The following is a 16,593-nucleotide window of genomic DNA, read 5'->3' as shown; positions in this document are numbered from 1 at the left end:
AGGGTGGAGGCTTGAGGCATGAGCGCAGTGGTTCCCCGGCTGGAGCCGGAAGTGGAGATTCCGCACGGCGGACTGACGATCGGCGAAGCCGCGGCGGTCTGCGGCCTCAGCATCGACACCCTCCGGTACTACGAACGCGAGGGGCTGACGGCGCTCCCCGCCGATCGCGCGCCCTCGGGCCAGCGACGCTACTTCGCCCAGGATCTCCGCCGGCTCGCCGGGATCGTCATGCTGCGCGGCACCGGTATGCCGATCCGCGACATCCGCGCCTTCACCGAGATCTGCCGGTACGAGGGCAACGAGGCCGAGCGGCTCGCTGTGCTGGAGCAGCACCGTGAGCGCGTACTCGAACAGCTCAAAGTGACCCAGAATCATCTGGCCGCCATTGAACGGAAGATCGATTTCTACCGAAAGGGCGTCTCCTCGTCATGAAATCCGTGAAACTCGGTTCGCAGGGCCTCACCGTCTCCGCCGAGGGCCTGGGCGCGATGGGCATGAGCGTCTGGTACGGCCCCCGGGACGAGCGGGAGGCCATCGCCACACTCAACCGGGCCGTCGACATCGGGGTCACACACATCGACACGGCCGAGGCATACGGCCCGTTCGAGAACGAGAAGCTGATCGGACGCGCCCTGAGCGAGCGGCGCGACGAGATCACGATCGCGACCAAATTCGCCATCGAGTTCGACGACGACGGCACCCCGCACGGTCACAACGGCGGCGCCGCGTACGCGCACCGGGCGGTGGACCGCTCCCTGCGGCACCTCGGCACGGATGTCATCGACCTGTACTACCTGCACCGCGTCGACCCGAACGTCCCCATCGAGGAGAGCATCGGGGCGATGAGCGAGATGGTCCAGGCGGGCAAGGTCCGCTACATCGGAGTCTCGGAGGCGAGCCCCGAGCTGATCCGCCGGGCCCACGCGGTGCACCCGCTGACCGCGCTCCAGTCGGAGTACTCCCTGTTCTCCAGGGACGTGGAGCACAACGGGGTGCTGGAGACCGTACGGGAGCTGGGCATCGGGTTCGTCGCGTTCTCGCCGCTGGGACGCGGCTTCCTGTCCGGGAAGATCCGGCGCCGCGACGACCTCGCGCCCGACGACGCGCGCCGCGGTCTGCCTCGGTTCACCGAGGAGAACATCGCGGCGAATCTGGCGGTCGTCCACAAGGTCACCGAACTGGCGGAGGCCAAGGGCATCACGCCGACGCAGCTGACGCTGGCGTGGCTGCTGGCGCAGCGGGTCGTGCCGATCCCCGGCACCAAGCGGCGCACCTATCTCGAACACAACGCCGAGGCCGCTGATATCGAACTGACCGACGGCGATCTCGCGGCGATCGACGCGGCGGCGCCGCACGGCATCGCGGCGGGCGAGCGGGACGCCTCACCCCGCACGTGACGTACCTGATGCGGCCGTGGTACCGCGCGGCGTCCGTCCCGCCCGGTCACTCCCGGGGCAGACACGCCCGACCGTGGCCGTCGCGTACGTCGCGGATCACCTGGAAGTCCCCGACCGGATTGCCCTTCGGGTCCACCGTCAGGACCACCGCGTGGTCACCCGCGCGGCGCGCGCCTTCCCCGGCCTCGTCGCAGAACAGGACGTACCCCTTGAGCCGGTCGACCGTGCCCGGTTCGAGCCACCAGAGCCCGGACACCATGTCGACCCCGGCCCGGGGTCGCGTCGTGCGCAGCCAGTCGCGTACGGCGTCCCCCACCGCCTTCTCGAGCGCCCTCCGGTCCTCCCACGGAAAGGAGAGGTACGCCCTGCCGGACGCCGGATCGACCACCCCGTCGCGCACGGTGTTCACGGTCACCGAACGCCTCGGCGCGCCGTTCGCGTCGCGGGCCGGGCCCCACGTCCGTACGCACGCGCCGAGCTCGGCCAGTACGCGCGTGACGGTGGCGTTCGTCGGCGCGGCGGCGACCCAGGGGCCGGAGAAGGCCGGGTCCACGCCCACCAGTTCGTATCCGCGGTCGGTGAACGCGCCCCTCATCCACCGCAGTTCGCCGGCCCGGGACCTGCCGCGCTCCACCGCCTCGTCGAGCGCGCGGTCGCGGGGCCCGCGGTCGCGGGTGCCCGCCGCGGTGTCGATCCGCAGCAGGACCGCGGCGTCGGGGTCGTCGGCCACCGGGAAGGTCACCTCGGATCCGCCGGCCTGAGGGAACAGTGTGCGCGCGGAGAGGACGTCGAGGATTCCGGGGTACCGCGCCTCGGCCGGCTCCGCCGCGCGCTTCCGGTCGTTCTTCGTCGTCACCACTCCGCGGCCGGCGACCAGCAGCGCGAGCGCGCACAGCAGCACGCCCGTCGGTCCGCCCAGGACCCGTCCGCCCCATGTCGGCGCCATGGTCCGTCTCTCCCCCCGCCCGGCCCGCGCCCGCTCCTCGCCGGTACGGCGAATCGCGGCGGCCTGTGGCGGCCTGTGGCGACTTGTGGCGACGATAGGAGACGGCGGGGCGCGGCAGATGAGTACGGCTACTCAACTGCCGCCCACGCGACTGTCCTCGACGGTGGTCGAGCGCCCGAGATAGGTGAGCGGACCCGGATCCGGCACCGCGATCTCATGGAAGCCGAGCCGGTCGTAGAAAGCGCGGGCGGCGGTGTTGGCGGTGACCATCGAGAGATGGACCGCGCCGGCTCCCCGGTCGCACAGGGCGCGCAGGAAGGTGTGCATCAGGGCCCGGCCGTACCCCTGGCGCTGCACGGCGGGCAGCAGGTCGATATGCAGATGCGCGGGATAGCCGGCCAGTTGGGGCACGATCATCCGCTCCGGCCGGTGCAGCAGGGCGATCATCTCCTCGCTCGGGGTACGGGCCGGGCCGGCCGGTTCCGGATAGCGGTCGGCGAGCGGCGGCAGCCACACCTCGCGGAACGCCCTGACGAAGCCGGCGGTGTCGGCGGTGCCGAGGACATAGCCGACGGCCCGGCCCCGGCCGTCATCGAGGACGAAGGTCAGCTCGGGCTCCAGCGCCGCGTACGGCGCGGCGAAGATGCTCGGCATCAGATCCGGATCCGGATAGAGGTGCCGGGAATCCCGGCCCTCGTCGGCGGTGCGTACGCAGATGTCGTGGAGGGCGGGAAGGTCCTCGGGGCGGTAGGCGCGGACCGTGGTGGGTGGAGGCGGCACAGCAACGCATGGTGCCAGCGCCGGGAGCGCTCCCACAAGAGTCGTACGCCGTGCGTAATTGCGCACAGCGTACGGTCTCCGTACAGTGTGCGGAGCAACGTACACCGTTCGTACGGATGCGCCGACGCCGTCGCCATTCGAAGCCGCTGGAGAGATGACATGTCACAGAGCCCGCACCAGGACCAGCACGCCGCCGCCACGGCCCCGGCTTTCGACCCCGCTCGCTGGCAGGCCCGGCTCGATGAACTCCTCGCCGTCCACCACATCCCCGGCGCCTCGCTCGCGGTGCTCGCAGGCGGTGAGATCCATGAGCTGGCGGGCGGAATTCTGCACACCGGTACCGGCGTCCGGGCGACGACGGACTCGGTCTTCCAGATCGGCTCGATCAGCAAGGGCTACACCGCCGCGCTCGTGGTGCACCTCGCCGACGCCGGGAAGCTGGACCTGGACGCACCGGTCGTGGACGTACTGCCGGGCTTCGCCGTCGCCGACGCGGCGGCCGGCGGAACGATCACGGTGCGGCAGCTGCTCAACCACACCAGCGGTATCGAGGGCGACTTCGTGAGCGACACCGGCCGGGGCGACGACTGCCTCGCCCGCTATGCCGAGGGCGTCAGAAACGTGGGGCTCACCAACCCGCCCGGCGCCACCATGTCGTACTCCAGCACCGCGTACAACGTCCTCGGCCGGATCATCGAGGTCGTGACCGGCCTGACCTGGGACGAGGCGCTCAAGAAGCTGATCCGCGAGCCGCTGGGGCTGGCGCACACGATGACGCTGCCCGAGGAGGTGCTCCGATTCCGCGCCGCGATGGGACACATGGGCGAGCCCGGCGAGGACCCGGTCCCCACGCCGCTGTGGAACATGCTGCCCCGCTCGGCGGGTCCGTACGGCGGGATCTGCGCCACCGCGGCCGATGTGGTGCGGTTCGCCCGGCTCTTCATCGACGGCGGTACGGCGCCGGACGGCACACGAGTGCTCTCCGCCGGGGCCGTGGAGGCGATGCTGACGCGTGAGGTCGAGATGCCCGACCAGTGGTTCCTCGGCGCCCACTGGGGCCTGGGCTGGGGGCTGTTCGAGTGGGACGGTGCGCGCGGCTTCGGCCACGACGGCAGTACGTTCGGGCAGCTCGCCTACCTGCGCGCCATCCCGGAGGCGGGGATCGCCCTCGCGCTGCTGACCAACGGCGGGGGCGCCGCGCCGAAGGTCTTCGAGACGCTCTGCCGCGAGCTGACCGCCGAACTCGCCGGGGTGACCATGCCGGGGTTCGGTCCCGCGGCAGGGGCACCGGGCGCGGATGCCGTGCGACCGGCCGTGGATCCCACGCCGTTCGTCGGCGGCTACCGGCGTGAGGGGTTCCTGATGACGGTCACCGACCGGCCCGCGGGCGAGGGCGTCCTCCAGGTGAGGTACGAGGGCGCCGACGGTCTGAAGGACACGTTCGAACCGCTCTTCTGGAACCTGGTGCCGGTGTCGGACACGCCGTCGAAGACCGTGTTCGCCGGGCGGCGCAACGAGAAGGACGCCTGGATACCGGTGGTCTTCTACGCGCTGGCGGACGGCTCCCGGTATGTGCACTTCGGCGTGCGGGCCACGGCGAAGTCCGCGTGAGAACCGGCGGGACGGGCCCGCGTGAGGCGAACCCCGCGTACGGGCACGTCCGTTCGCGGCCCGGTGACCGCGACGATGCCGCGTGGGGGCCGGGGCGATGGCGTCCGGGGGCGATGGCGGCCGGTGACGCGGGGCCGGGGACGCGATTCATGAGCGCGGCTCGTGCGTCCGGCCCGTGCGAGCGGCTCGTGAGCGCTGCCATACCGCGTACATACGGGCGCAATGTCCGAGGACAACAGTAGAGGAGGGTGCCTTCGAACCGCCCGGCAACGCAGGGGAGTCATGACCGTGACCGTACGAGAACAGCTGAGCCTCGGCATCGCGCTGGACGGGGCGGGCGCGCACCCGGCGGCCCCCGGCGGAGCGCCGCCGCCCGAGGAGTTCATCAGGCTGGTCCGGCGGGCGGAGGCGGCCCTGCTCGACTTCGTCACCGCCGAGGACGGACCGGGCCGGCTCGACTCCACCGTGCTGCTGGCCGCGGCGGCGGGCTCCACCTCACGGATCGGGCTGGTGCCTCTCGCGCCGGTGACGGGAGCGCCCGCCGCCTACGCCACACAGGTCGCCACCCTCGACAGACTCAGCGGCGGACGGGCGGGGATACGGCCCCGGGTGGCGACGAGCGCGGCGGATCACGACGCTCTCGTCCAGCTGATCGGCACGCCGGAAGGCGACCGCAGGATCGCCGAACTCTTCGATTCCGCGGCGGAGTTCCTGGGCGAGGTCGAAGCGGAGTGGAACGGCGCGGCCGAGGGAGCGGGGGCGCCGCAGGGACGCCCTCCGGTACTGGTGCTGGCGCATGACACCGTGCCGTACCGGCTCGCCGCGCGCCGGGCCGATGTGGTGTTCGTGACGCCCGGGGACCTCAAGGGCCTGCGGCCGATCCGCGAACAGGTGGGGCGGCTGGCGGAGGAGGCGGGCCGGAAGCCGGACTCGCCGCGGGTCTTCGTGGATCTGAACGTCATCCTCGCCGACACGCCCGAGCAGGCCACCGAACGCCGGGAACAGCTCGACGCCGCGGCGGGCGCGCCGTTCGTGTCGGACGCGCTGATCTTCACCGGCACCCCGGACGGCCTGGCCGACCTGCTGGAGGAGTGGGCCGGCGAGGGCGGCGCCGACGGATTCCGGATCAGGCCGGCGGCGCTGCCGGAGGATCTCTACGCGCTGGTGGACCGCACGGCCCCGGAACTGGTCCGGCGCGGACTGCTGCGCTCCGCCTACGGCACCCGCACGCTCCGCGGCCATCTCGGCCTCGGAGACGCCCGTTGAACCGGCCCCGGAACGCGGGAGCGGCGGCTTCGGTCCGGCGCGCGCGGTACGCCATCCAGGCCGGGGCCGCGCGGCCGGTCGAGTAGGACGCGGGGGACGCGGGGACGGCGGGGAGCACCGCTACCGGGCGCCGAGGGCCGGAATCCGGGCCGCCGCGAACTCCACCGGAAGGGAGACCGGGATCCGCGTCCAGGGCGAGGGGTGCCAGGAGACCTCCTCGGCGGGGATGGCGAGCCTCATGTCGGGCAGCAGATGCAGCACGGTGTTGACGGCGGTGCGGGTGATCAGGCGCGCGGGTACCTGCGCGGGGCAGACGTGGGGGCCCGCGGAGAAGGCGAGGTGGGCGCGGTTGCCGGGCTCTCCGGCGGGGTCGTCGGGACGGATGGCGGGGTCGTCGTTGGCGGCGGCGATGCCGAGGATGAGGACATCGCCGCGGCGGATGCGCCGGCCGCCGAGTTCGGTGTCGCGCAGGGCGTAGCGGGCGGGCATGTTGTTCATGGGCGGATCGCGCCAGAGGGCCTCGTCGAGGGCGTCGTCCACGCCGAGGCGACCGCCGTGCATCCGGGCGGCGAACCGCGGATCGGTGAGCATCAGCCGCAGCGTCAGTGATGTCCAGGCGTTGACGCCCTCCGTGCCCGAAGAGATCATCACCGCCATCGACTGGATACGTTCCGACTCGTTGCGCAGATTCGGGTGGTTGATGAACGCCGTCGTCAGATCGTCCGTCGGGCTCTCCTGCCGGCGGCGCAGCGCGTCGACCAGGATCTCCTCGAAGTGGCGGTTGCCGTCCTGCGAGTCGTCGGCGCTGCCGAAGAGCGCGATGAGCGCCCGCAGCAACTCCTGGCCCTCCGCGCTGTTCAGACCGAACAGGGAGGCGATGGAGAGCAACGGCACGATCGTGGCGTAGTCGTTCACCAGATCCGCCCGGCCCTGCTGCGAGAAGCGCCCGATCAACTCCGTACACACCGACTGGACCTGACGGCGTGCCTTGCGCTGGTCGATCCGCGCCACACCGTCGTCCAGCGGCTGACGCAGCCGGCGGTGCTCGGGACCGTCCGCGCCGATGACGTTGGCACGCCAGGCCATCATCGGCAGCAGCCCCGAATGCGGCGGGACGACGCCCTCGTTGAGATCGCGCCAGTTGCGGGCGTCGCGGGAGAAGACCTGCTCCTGCCGGGTGATCGTGAGCAACTCCCGGTAGCCCATGACGAGCCAGGCGGGTACGCCCGGTTCCAGCTCGACGCGGGCGACATTGCCCCACTGCTCGCGCAGTCTTCGATAGACCTCACGGGGTTCGGACGCGCCGGTCGCGGCGGACAGGGGGAGCGGCTCCGCACCGGGGGAGTGGGCCGGACACTCCGCAGGCGGGGAGAGCGGGGAGGGGTGGTTCATGAGGCGGTCTCCTCGGCACACCGCGCCGACCCGCGGCGCGCATTCGACAAGGCTGATCAGGGCTTCCACCGACGGGGCACGGTCACGCGGACGGGGCACGTGCACGCATGTGAGGCATCACCAAAGTCGTTTCCTCCTCCGGGCAAACGACCCACTCGCCACGGAGGACACGGGCAGCGGGAGGCGGGTGGGCGCGCGCCCCTGTCCCGTGCCGCGAACGCTGTTCGCGGCACGCGCCGCCCGGATTCCCCGCCCCGCGAGGGAACTTACGGGTCCGTGCCGGACGAACGGCCGCGACGACGACGGGCCCGCGCCCCCGCGGTGATCACGCGCGGCCCCCGCGCGGCGGGGGTTCGGCTCACCGCACGACCCGGACGGGCGTACGTTCCACGGCGTCCTGAACGCACCCGCCGGTGCCGGGGGCGGCCACGCGGCTTCTCCTGGCAAGGGCGGACGACGACGAGACAAGGCTGACAATCAGTAACTTCTCGCGGATGCCGTGCCCGGCCGTGAACAGATCGCGCGCGTCCGATCAGGCGGGGCGTCGGGACTTGCCCGACACGCCGGGCAGGCGTCACCCGAACGGACGAGACGGCCCGGCCCTAGTTAACGGTGCGTAGTTGCCGTGCGAAGCCCCGGAGGCCCTTCGGATCCCGCGCCGGGACCCTTCGGAGCAGCCGTCGCCGCCTCCTTCGACCCCCCGCTCCCGGGTTGCGGGGCGGTTGCCCACCGGTGAGTGTGGGCCGCAGTTCACAGCGGACACGAACGAAGGAGAGAGCGCGTCGTGGCGACTCTGTGTAAACCCGCGGTCTCGGTTCCCCAGTATGTGATCACCATGGAGGACACGCTCGCTCTCGCGCGCTCGCTGCACGCGGACCATCCTCAACTTCCCCTGGCGCTACGGCTGATCCAGAACACCGGGGTGGCCAAACGGCATATCGTCCAGCCGATCGAGGAGACGCTGCGGCATCCCGGCTTCGAGGACCGGAACATGCTGTACGAGGCCGAGGCCAAGGCACGCGTCCCCGAGGTGATCAGGCGCGCCCTCGACCACGCCGAGCTGCGCCCCGCGGACATCGACATGATCGTCTATGTCTCCTGCACCGGCTTCATGATGCCGTCGCTGACCGCCTGGCTGATCAACACCATGGGCTTCCCCGGCGACACCCGTCAGCTCCCGATCGCCCAACTCGGCTGTGCGGCGGGCGGCGCGGCCATCAACAGGGCGCACGACTTCTGCCGCTCGTACCCCGGCGCCAACGTACTCATCGTCGCCTGTGAGTTCTGCTCGCTCTGCTACCAGCCGACCGACCTCGGAGTCGGATCGCTGCTGTCCAACGGGCTGTTCGGGGACGCCGTCGCCGCCGCCGTCGTACGCGGCGAGGGCGGCACGGGGATCGCGCTGGAGCGCAACGGCTCCCACCTCGTACCGGACACCACCGACTGGATCGCCTACAGCGTCCGGGCCACCGGCTTCCACTTCCTGCTGGACAAGCGGGTACCCACCACCATGGAGCCGCTGGCGCCCGCACTGCGCACGATGGCCGACCAGCACGGCTGGGACGCCACCGGGCTCGACTTCTACATCATCCACGCCGGCGGACCGCGCATCCTGGACGACCTCAGCCACTTCCTCGAAGTGCCGCCCGAGGCATTCCGGTTCAGCAGGGGCACGCTCACCGAGTACGGCAACATCGCCAGCGCCGTCGTCCTCGACGCGGTGCGCAGGCTCTTCGACGAGGGCGGGGTGCCCGACGGCGCGCGCGGCATCATCGCCGGCTTCGGGCCCGGCATCACCGCCGAAATGGCGCTGGGGCGCTGGACGACCGCCGGCGCCTCCGCCGGCACCATGGTGACCGGAGACCAGGTCATGGAAAGCCTGGAACGCGACAGCGAGCCGTCGCCCGTGACCGAACCGGTGAGATGACCGCGCGGGCCCCCGTCACCCGAACGGCCCCGCGTCCCCGCACCGCCGTACGACCGTCACCCCCACCGTCATGGAGCACCGCATGACCCAGCTGACCCGGGCCGAGGGGCTCATCGTCCCCCCGGGCGGGGGCACCACCATCCTCACCGATGCCCAGCAGGTGACCTTCAAGGTCACCGGGGAGCACTCCCGGGTCTCCTCCAGCTTCGAGGTCGTCGTGCCGCCCGGCTTCGACGTCGGCGCCCACCGGCACACGCACAGCGAGGAACTGTTCTACATCCTCGACGGCGAGCTGGACGTGATGGCGTTCGAACCCCGGGTGCTCGGCGAGGACTGGCGGCACTGGGAGTCCTCGTCGGGGCTGAAGTCCGTACGGGCCACGCCGGGCACGGTCATCGTCGTACCCCCCGGCTGTCCGCACGCGTTCGCCAACCGGGGCGACGGCCCGGCCAAGATGTTCTTCCAGTCGTCCCCGCCCTCCGACCACGAGCGGTACTTCGAGGAACTGCTCGACATCCTCAAGGACGGCGGAACGCCCGATCCGGCCGCCATCGCCGATCTCCGGCTGCGCTACGACATCGAGCAGCTCACCCCGCTGCGCCATGACGCCCAGGACCGCCCCGGCGGCGACGTCGGCGCCGGTTCCACGGCCACTCGTATGAGTCACTGACGCTGCGTGAACCCGGTCCCTGACTGACCGTAGGGGGATGGACTCCGCATTGGACATCAGGCGCCCACCGCGGCGAACCTCCCGGCGGGCCCGGTCGTCGGTCATCGGCGTCCTGCTCGTCATGGCCGCTCTGACCGCGGGCTGGCCCCTGATCGACCGGGCCCTGAACGATCACCAGCGGCTGCCGGACGGCACGCTGCTGGAGCTGGGGCCCGACGACAACATCGCGGTCCTGCGGGTGACCGGCGCGGGCTGGGCCCTCAGCAAGTCGGAGAGCGATCCGGACTCGATGTACGTACTGACCCGTGACGGCGTCGACCTCGTCGCCGGGTATGTCGCCCTGTCGGCGCCCGGCCAGGCCGGCGAGCTGTGGGCGGGCCTGCGCAAGGTCCAGTCCGTCCCGGACGCGAACACCCGGCTCGGCGCTCCGCACCCCGTCACCAGCGCCGGGGGCGCGCAGGGCGAGACGGGCACCCTGACCCGTGGCGGCCGTACGGGCACGGCCACGGTATGGCTGCCGCCCGACCTGAGCTACGCGGTCGGGATCACCGTGCTGGCCGGGGCGGACGCGGATCCGCGCGCCTCCGCGGACGCCGCGGCCATGGTCCGTTCCGTCGCCTTCCCCCGGGAGGCGCCGTGACGACGGCGGCCGCGTCCTCCGCGTACACCGGACTGCGCGGCTCCGTCCGACGGCGGCCGGTGGGCTGGCTGTGCGGCGTCCTGTGCGCCCTCGGTCTCGCGCTGCTCGCCGTCGAATACGGCCCGGCCATCAGGGTGTTCCCCGGCCCGGCGCTGCTGGCCTTCCTGCTGCTGCTGTTCACGCTGGGCATCGGGGTGGCCGTCCTGGGGCGGGTACGTCCGTTCCGGGCGCCGCCGCGCGGCTGGGCCTGGAGCGGGGTCGCCTGGGGAGCCACCGCGGCGACGGGCTGCGCGATCGTGGCCAACGGCGGGCTCCAGGGCATCTGGTCCAAGGCGGCCGGTATCGACTTCGGCTCGCAGTGGGGCGCCGCGCTCACCGCCCCGCTCAACGAGGAACTCCTCAAGGTGTCCGGCGTCGCGCTGATCGCCCTCGGCGCACGGCGGCTGGTGCGCGGGCCGCTCGACGGGTTCTTCCTCGGGGCCTTCACCGGACTCGGCTTCCAGGTCATGGAGAACTGGACGTACGCGATGAACTCCATCCTCAGCGGTGGCGGAGTGAACGCGGACAACGACGTCTTCCAGTCCTTCGTCACCCGGGTCGGGCTGACCGGTCTCGGCTCGCACTGGGCGATGACCGCCGTCTCGGGGACGGGCGTCGGCATCCTGCTCGCCCACAGCGGCCGGCCGGTGCGCCGGCGGATCGTGCCCGCGGCCCTCTGCCTGCTGACCGCCATGGCCATGCACTGGCTCTTCGACTCACCCCTGCTCGGCTCCGCCCCGGGCCTCGCCGGCAAGGTGGCCGTCAACTTCCTTGTCGCCGTGGGGTTCTATGTCGTCCTGCGGCGCGCCGCCCGGCGACGGGCCCGCGCCTTCCTGCTCTCGCCGGGATCCCCGTACTCCATCGAACTGCTCACACGCCGCTCCCGCAGGCGCGCCCTGCGCCGGGTGCCGCCGGCGCGCCGCCCCGCCGCCGCCCTGCGGGCCGCGGACCACCTCGCGGTGGTCGAGGAGTACGCCGGGGCAAACCGACCACCCGGTTCGACGGATGTCCTCGACGGTGAGCGACGGGTGCATGAGTGACGTCCGCTCGGTGAATCACTGAACGACTCGACGGGAGCGTCCCGATGCCACAACTCCGTGCGGTCCGTACCCGCGCCGCGATCCTGGCGGCGGCGGCCTCCGTCTTCGACCGGCGCGGTTATGACGCCGCGACGATCGCGGAGATCACGGCGCGTTCCGGGACGACCAAGGGCGCCCTCTACGCCCACTTCTCGTCCAAGGAGGAGCTGGCGCGGGGCGTGCTCCGCGAACTGACCGGGATTCTCGCCGTGGAACCGGCGGATTCACGTGTCCAGGAACTCATCGACACGACGATGGCCCTCGCGTACCGCTCCCTGCGCGACCCGGTCGTCGGCGCGGGGCTGCGGCTGGCCGGGGAGCGCGGCTCGGTCGACTTCTCCGAGGCGGGCCCTCTCCCGGCCTGGGCGGAGCTGAGCGAGGACCTGCTGCTGCGGGCCGCGGAACGGGGCGAGCTGCTGCCGTACGCCGTGCCTCGGGAGACGGCCGAACTGGCGGTCAGCGCCTGGGTGGGGATCCAGGTCTACGCGCGCGCCGTGACCGGCCGCCGGGACGTGGAGCGCCGGATGTCGGTGATGTGGGCGCATCTGCTGCCCAGCGTGGTGATGCCGCGCCTGCTGCTCGAACTCGACGTGGCGCCCGATCGCGGCGCGCGCGTCGAAGCCGTCCGCGCTCTCCGGTCGGCCTCAAGCGGATCTTGAGCCGGGAGGGGGCCGGTGGTGGCTGGGATCGGCGAGAATAGCGGACACGCAAACCGCGATGGCGGATTGTTTTCACTGGACCCGCCGCATACCGCTTCCGGTCCTCCATGGCAGGAGACGATGATGGTCACACAGGACCGCGCCGCGCGCACCCGGCGGTCACTGATCCGGGCCGCCGCGGAGATCTTCGCGGTCGAGGGATTCGTCCCGGCGTCGCTCACCATGATCAGCCGACGTGCCGGGGTGAGCAACGGAGCGCTGCACTTCCACTTCAAGAGCAAGGAAGCCCTGGCGGGCGCGGTCGAGGAGGAGGCCGCGCGAGAGGTACGGCTGATCACCGAGTGCCGCGACGGCGACGAGGTGCCGGTCCTGCAACTCCTGGTCGACGCCACCCACGCGTTGATGCTCCGCCTCGACGAAGACGTCGTCTTACAGGCCGGCTTCGAGCTGAGCGGCGAACACTCGCGCCTCGGCGGCGTCGATCTGTGGCGGCAGTGGCGGGGCTGGACCGAGGGCTTACTCCAACGGGCTTCGTCGGACGGCGAGTTGGCGCACGGTGTGTCGCCGGACGCCGCCGCCGATGTCCTGCTGGCGGCGACCGTCGGGTTCGAGGTGCTCGGCGCCCGGGACGGCAAGGAGTGGATCTCCGGGCACACGCTGGCCCGGTTCTGGGAGCTGATGCTGCCAGGACTGGCCGCGCGGCCGGACTCCCTGATCGCCCCCGGGTCTCCGGGAGTTGTCCGTCCCCGCGCGAGCGAATCCTGAATCATGCCTCGGCGGGGGCTTCCTATGCGCGGGGCCGTGGAATTTTCCGCATTGTTTACCCGCGTCCCGTCGCTCCTTTCCAGCGGTTGTCGCGTACCCCAATTCCGCCGTCATACCCGGTAAATAAAGGCGTTGGAGATGTGCTCGACGGTTACTCAAGAATTCAAGAATCTACGCCCGCGCGGGACTAGCATGCCTGGCGTCGAAGAGTCATTCGGCGGGGATTCGACGAGGTGCGGGAGGAAAACCGTGGAGATGCAGGTTCCGGGGCCGCTACGACGGGAAAGACCGATGAGGGTGCCGGGAAATCCGGTGGCCCTGATCACGGGCGGGACACGGGGGATCGGGCTCGGGGTGGCACGGGAGCTCGGTGGCCGGGGCCATCGCGTCTTCATCTGCGCCAGGACCGCGCAAGAGGTCAAGCTGACGGTCGAGGAGCTGCGCGCGGAGGGGATGGAGGCCGAGGGCGCCGTCGCCGACGTCCGCGACCGCGCGTCGGTGTCCGCGCTGGTGGCCGCCGTCGTCGCGCAGTTCGGCCCGGTCAACATCCTGGTCAACAACGCGGGCCGGGGCGGTGGCGGCCCCACCGCGGAGATAGCAGATGAGCTCTGGTACGACGTGATGGACACCAATCTCAACGGAGTGTTCCTGCTGACACGCGAGGTCCTGGTGAACGGCGGTCTGCTGGAGTCGGGTTACGGACGCATCATCAACATCGCCTCGACCGCCGGGAAGCAGGGTGTCCTGCTGGGTGCCCCCTACTCCGCCTCCAAGCACGGTGTCGTGGGCTTCACCAGGTCGCTCGGCAAGGAACTGGCCCCGCTCGGCGTCACCGTGAACGCGGTCTGCCCGGGATACGTGGAGACGCCGACCGCCGAACGGGTGCGCCAGGGGTACGCGGCGGCCTGGGACACGACCGAGGACTTCGTCCAGGCGCAGTTCGAGGCGAACATCCCGCTCGGCCGCTACTCCACCCCCGAGGAGGTGGCGGGCCTGGTCGGCTATCTCACCACGGAGAGCGCCGCCTCGATCACCGCGCAGGCGATCAACGTCTGCGGCGGTATGGGCTACTCCTGAGCCGCCTCGCGCCAGGATCGTAGACGCACGCGTATGGAACTGAGCTTCGCGGCTATGTTCCGTCTCAACGGAGTGGACTTGACTGTACGCATGACACAGACCACGCAGAACACCCGGACAGAGACGAAGACCACGCTCGTCATCGGTGGCACCGGCAAGACCGGACGCAAGGTCGCGGAGCGGCTCGCCGGCAAGGGCCTGCCGGTACGCATCGGTTCGCGCACCGCCGACCGCCCCTTCGTCTGGGAGGACCCGGCCACCTGGGCGGGCGCGCTGGAGGGCGTCGGAGCCGTATACATCACCTACTACCCCGACCTCGGTTTCCCCGGCGCCGCCGAAGTCGTCAGCGAGTTCTCGGCGTTCGCCGTCGCCCGCGGCGCCCGCCGTCTGGTGCTGCTCTCCGGCCGCGGCGAGGAGGGCGCGCAGGCCGCCGAGGAGAAGATGAAGGCGTCCGGCGCCGACTGGACCGTGGTCCGGGCCAGCTGGTTCAACCAGAACTTCAACGAGAGTTTCTTCCTGGAGCCCGTCCTCGCCGGGGAACTGGCGCTGCCGACCGGCGACGCCGTCGAGCCCTTCGTGGACACCGACGACATCGCCGATGTGGCCGTCGCCGCGCTGACCGGAGACCAGCACATCGGCAAGACCTACGAACTCTCCGGCCCCCGGCTGCTCAGTTTCCAGGACGTCGCCACCGAGCTGTCCAAGGCCACCGGCCGGGAGATCAGCTACATCCCGGTCTCGATCGACGACTACCGCGCCGCACTGGCGGAGCACGGGCAACCGGTCGAGTTCGCCGACCTGTTCGGCCTCATCCTCGACGGCCGCAACGCGTTCCTGGTGCACGGAGTGGAGGAAGCACTCGGCCGCAAGCCCCGTGACTTCTCCGACTTCGCCCGCGACGCCGCCGCCAGCGGCGTCTGGAACGTCTGATCCCGCACGGCGAACGGCCGGGCGGTACCGGTACGCGGACGGCCCCCGCGTACCGGTACCGCCCCGCGAACGACGCACCATCCGCGAGGAGGCGGCCATGAGTACCCCCCTGTCCAGTGAGTACGGACTCGCGTCCCTGCCCGGTCACTTCCACGGGTTCGCGCTGATGCACATCGCGATGCGCCGGGACGCCCGCAGACTGCTCGCCGCCGCGCCCGCGCTGACCCCGGCCGGGCTCGGCGCCGCCGCCGCGTGGTGGCGGCAGCTGCGCGACATCATCGACTGGCACCACCACAGCGAGGACGAGGTGCTCTGGCCAGGACTGCTCAGCAGGGCGCCGCGGTTCGCCGCCGAGGCACAGCGGCTCGCCGACGACCACGCGGTGCTCGACCGCGCCATGGAAGCGGTCACGACCGCGCTGCGCCCCGGCGGGAACACCGCGGCCGTCGGCCCCGCGGCCACCCGCTTCGACTCCGTGCTCCGCGACCATCTGCGGGACGAGGAGAGCGTCTCCTTCCCCGTCTTCGCCCAGCTCTCCCCGGCCGACTACCTCGCCGTCGAGCGGAAAGTGATCGCCAGCGCCCCGTTCGCGGTCATGACGCGACTCCAGCCCTGGATGTTCGACGGCGCCGACAAACGGTCGGTGGCACACGTCGCCGCCACCATCCCGCCGCCCGTCCGGCTGATCGGCAATACGGTGCTGCGCCGACGGTACGAACGGACCCTCGCCGGAGTGACCCGCCCCCACTGACCCACCCCACCGCCCCGCCCCCGCCGACCCGCGCCACCGAACCGCCCGACCGGATGAGGAAGCCCCGATGCAGACCGCTCCAGCAGTCGCCGGCCCCGTGCTCGCCGCCGCCACCATCGGCACCGGGCTGATGGCCGGCCTCTACTTCGCCTTCGACGTCTCCGTCATGCCGGGACTCGCCGGCGCCGACGACCGTACGTTCGTCACCGTGATGGGCGGCATCAACCAGGTCATCGACAACAGCGCCCTGTTCGGCCTGCTGTTCGTCGGGGTGTTCCTCGCCACGGGCGTCGCCGCCGTACTCCAACGACGCCTGGGCCGGCCGGAGGCCGCGCGCTGGACCAGGACCGCCTTCGCCCTCTACGCCCTGTCCGTCGCGATCACCCTGTGCGTCAACGTCCCGCTGAACAGAATGCTGGCCCGCGCCGTATCACTCGGCAGCACCCCCGACTTCGGTGCGGTACGCGGCAGATTCGAGCGGCCGTGGACCTCCGCCAACGTCGTCAGGACCCTGGCCTGCACGGCGGCCCTCGGCGCGCTCGGCCGCGCCCTGGTCCTGCACCGCAGGGGAGCGGCCCAGCCGCTCTGACGGCCCCTCGGCCCGTCCGGGCCCACCCGAACCGCGCCCGTCCTCCTACTCGTTCCCCCGCGGGGAGGGCGGGCG

Annotated in this window: 17 protein-coding genes; 14 read left to right on the top strand and 3 right to left on the bottom strand. The window is 71.6% G+C overall.

Annotation, left to right across the window (positions count from 1 at the left end; all coding sequences use genetic code 11):
* Nucleotides 1–18 precede the first annotated feature (18 nt).
* Both ACZ7LS_RS13540 and ACZ7LS_RS13535 read left to right on the top strand, forming a co-directional pair.
* Nucleotides 19–432 (top strand): MerR family transcriptional regulator, encoded by a 414-nt coding sequence (locus ACZ7LS_RS13540; protein ID WP_382529234.1) that lies wholly within the window; start codon nt 19–21, stop codon nt 430–432.
* Entirely contained in the window at nt 429–1,397 is a 969-nt protein-coding gene (locus tag ACZ7LS_RS13535; protein ID WP_385129795.1) for an aldo/keto reductase, read from the top strand. The genes ACZ7LS_RS13540 and ACZ7LS_RS13535 overlap by 4 nt, the downstream gene beginning before the upstream one ends.
* A 46-nt stretch (nt 1,398–1,443) precedes the next feature.
* Here the strand turns inward: ACZ7LS_RS13535 and ACZ7LS_RS13530 are convergent, their stop codons facing one another.
* A complete protein-coding gene (locus ACZ7LS_RS13530) occupies nt 1,444–2,343 on the bottom strand; it encodes a hypothetical protein (protein ID WP_385129793.1) in 900 nt (299 codons plus the stop codon).
* A gap of 132 nt (nt 2,344–2,475) precedes the next feature.
* Nucleotides 2,476–3,123 (bottom strand): GNAT family N-acetyltransferase, encoded by a 648-nt coding sequence (locus tag ACZ7LS_RS13525; RefSeq protein WP_382665648.1) that lies wholly within the window; start codon nt 3,121–3,123, stop codon nt 2,476–2,478.
* A 159-nt stretch (nt 3,124–3,282) separates the two neighbouring features.
* Between ACZ7LS_RS13525 and ACZ7LS_RS13520 the strand changes: the two genes are divergently transcribed.
* Together ACZ7LS_RS13520 and ACZ7LS_RS13515 are read left to right on the top strand one after the other, a co-directional pair.
* Complete coding sequence (locus ACZ7LS_RS13520) at nt 3,283–4,734, top strand: serine hydrolase domain-containing protein (protein ID WP_385129791.1); 1,452 nt, start codon at nt 3,283–3,285, stop codon at nt 4,732–4,734.
* Between the two features lie 282 nt (nt 4,735–5,016).
* Complete coding sequence (locus ACZ7LS_RS13515) at nt 5,017–6,000, top strand: LLM class flavin-dependent oxidoreductase (RefSeq protein WP_382529219.1); 984 nt, start codon at nt 5,017–5,019, stop codon at nt 5,998–6,000.
* Between the two features lie 120 nt (nt 6,001–6,120).
* Here ACZ7LS_RS13515 and ACZ7LS_RS13510 read toward each other — a convergent pair whose 3' ends face one another.
* Nucleotides 6,121–7,392: a cytochrome P450 gene (locus ACZ7LS_RS13510; RefSeq protein WP_382529216.1), complete on the bottom strand. Its 1,272-nt coding sequence runs from the start codon at nt 7,390–7,392 to the stop codon at nt 6,121–6,123.
* 784 nt (nt 7,393–8,176) lie between these two features.
* Here ACZ7LS_RS13510 and ACZ7LS_RS13505 point away from each other — a divergent pair.
* The 10 genes from ACZ7LS_RS13505 to ACZ7LS_RS13460 all read left to right on the top strand — a co-directional run bounded on the left by ACZ7LS_RS13505 (nt 8,177) and on the right by ACZ7LS_RS13460 (nt 16,518).
* Nucleotides 8,177–9,319: a type III polyketide synthase gene (locus ACZ7LS_RS13505; RefSeq protein ID WP_382529213.1), complete on the top strand. Its 1,143-nt coding sequence runs from the start codon at nt 8,177–8,179 to the stop codon at nt 9,317–9,319.
* Nucleotides 9,320–9,401: 82 nt separating this feature from the next.
* On the top strand, nt 9,402–9,989 hold the full coding sequence (locus ACZ7LS_RS13500; RefSeq protein ID WP_385129788.1) for a cupin domain-containing protein: 588 nt from the start codon (nt 9,402–9,404) through the stop codon (nt 9,987–9,989).
* A 37-nt stretch (nt 9,990–10,026) separates the two neighbouring features.
* A complete protein-coding gene (locus tag ACZ7LS_RS13495) occupies nt 10,027–10,629 on the top strand; it encodes a hypothetical protein (RefSeq protein WP_385129786.1) in 603 nt (200 codons plus the stop codon).
* The gene (locus tag ACZ7LS_RS13490; RefSeq protein WP_385129784.1) at nt 10,626–11,708 is read left to right on the top strand and encodes a PrsW family intramembrane metalloprotease; all 1,083 of its coding nucleotides are present in this window, start codon (nt 10,626–10,628) and stop codon (nt 11,706–11,708) included. Before ACZ7LS_RS13495 ends, ACZ7LS_RS13490 begins: the two co-directional genes overlap by 4 nt.
* A gap of 44 nt (nt 11,709–11,752) precedes the next feature.
* The gene (locus ACZ7LS_RS13485; RefSeq protein WP_382529201.1) at nt 11,753–12,406 is read left to right on the top strand and encodes a ScbR family autoregulator-binding transcription factor; all 654 of its coding nucleotides are present in this window, start codon (nt 11,753–11,755) and stop codon (nt 12,404–12,406) included.
* Nucleotides 12,407–12,526: 120 nt separating this feature from the next.
* Nucleotides 12,527–13,171, top strand: a complete 645-nt coding sequence (locus tag ACZ7LS_RS13480; protein ID WP_382529198.1) for a ScbR family autoregulator-binding transcription factor — start codon at nt 12,527–12,529, stop codon at nt 13,169–13,171.
* Between the two features lie 291 nt (nt 13,172–13,462).
* Nucleotides 13,463–14,248, top strand: coding sequence for an SDR family NAD(P)-dependent oxidoreductase (locus ACZ7LS_RS13475; RefSeq protein WP_382529195.1), 786 nt, complete (start codon nt 13,463–13,465; stop codon nt 14,246–14,248).
* Nucleotides 14,249–14,338: 90 nt separating this feature from the next.
* The gene (locus tag ACZ7LS_RS13470; protein WP_382529192.1) at nt 14,339–15,178 is read left to right on the top strand and encodes an NmrA family NAD(P)-binding protein; all 840 of its coding nucleotides are present in this window, start codon (nt 14,339–14,341) and stop codon (nt 15,176–15,178) included.
* Between the two features lie 97 nt (nt 15,179–15,275).
* Complete coding sequence (locus ACZ7LS_RS13465) at nt 15,276–15,929, top strand: hemerythrin domain-containing protein (RefSeq protein WP_382874442.1); 654 nt, start codon at nt 15,276–15,278, stop codon at nt 15,927–15,929.
* Nucleotides 15,930–15,996: 67 nt separating this feature from the next.
* Nucleotides 15,997–16,518: an anthrone oxygenase family protein gene (locus ACZ7LS_RS13460; RefSeq protein ID WP_382529186.1), complete on the top strand. Its 522-nt coding sequence runs from the start codon at nt 15,997–15,999 to the stop codon at nt 16,516–16,518.
* The last annotated feature ends 75 nt before the right edge of the window (nt 16,519–16,593 follow it).

The sequence above is a fragment of the Streptomyces sp. NPDC039430 genome (assembly GCF_055639435.1).
This window is presented reverse-complemented; position numbering and strand designations above follow the sequence as displayed.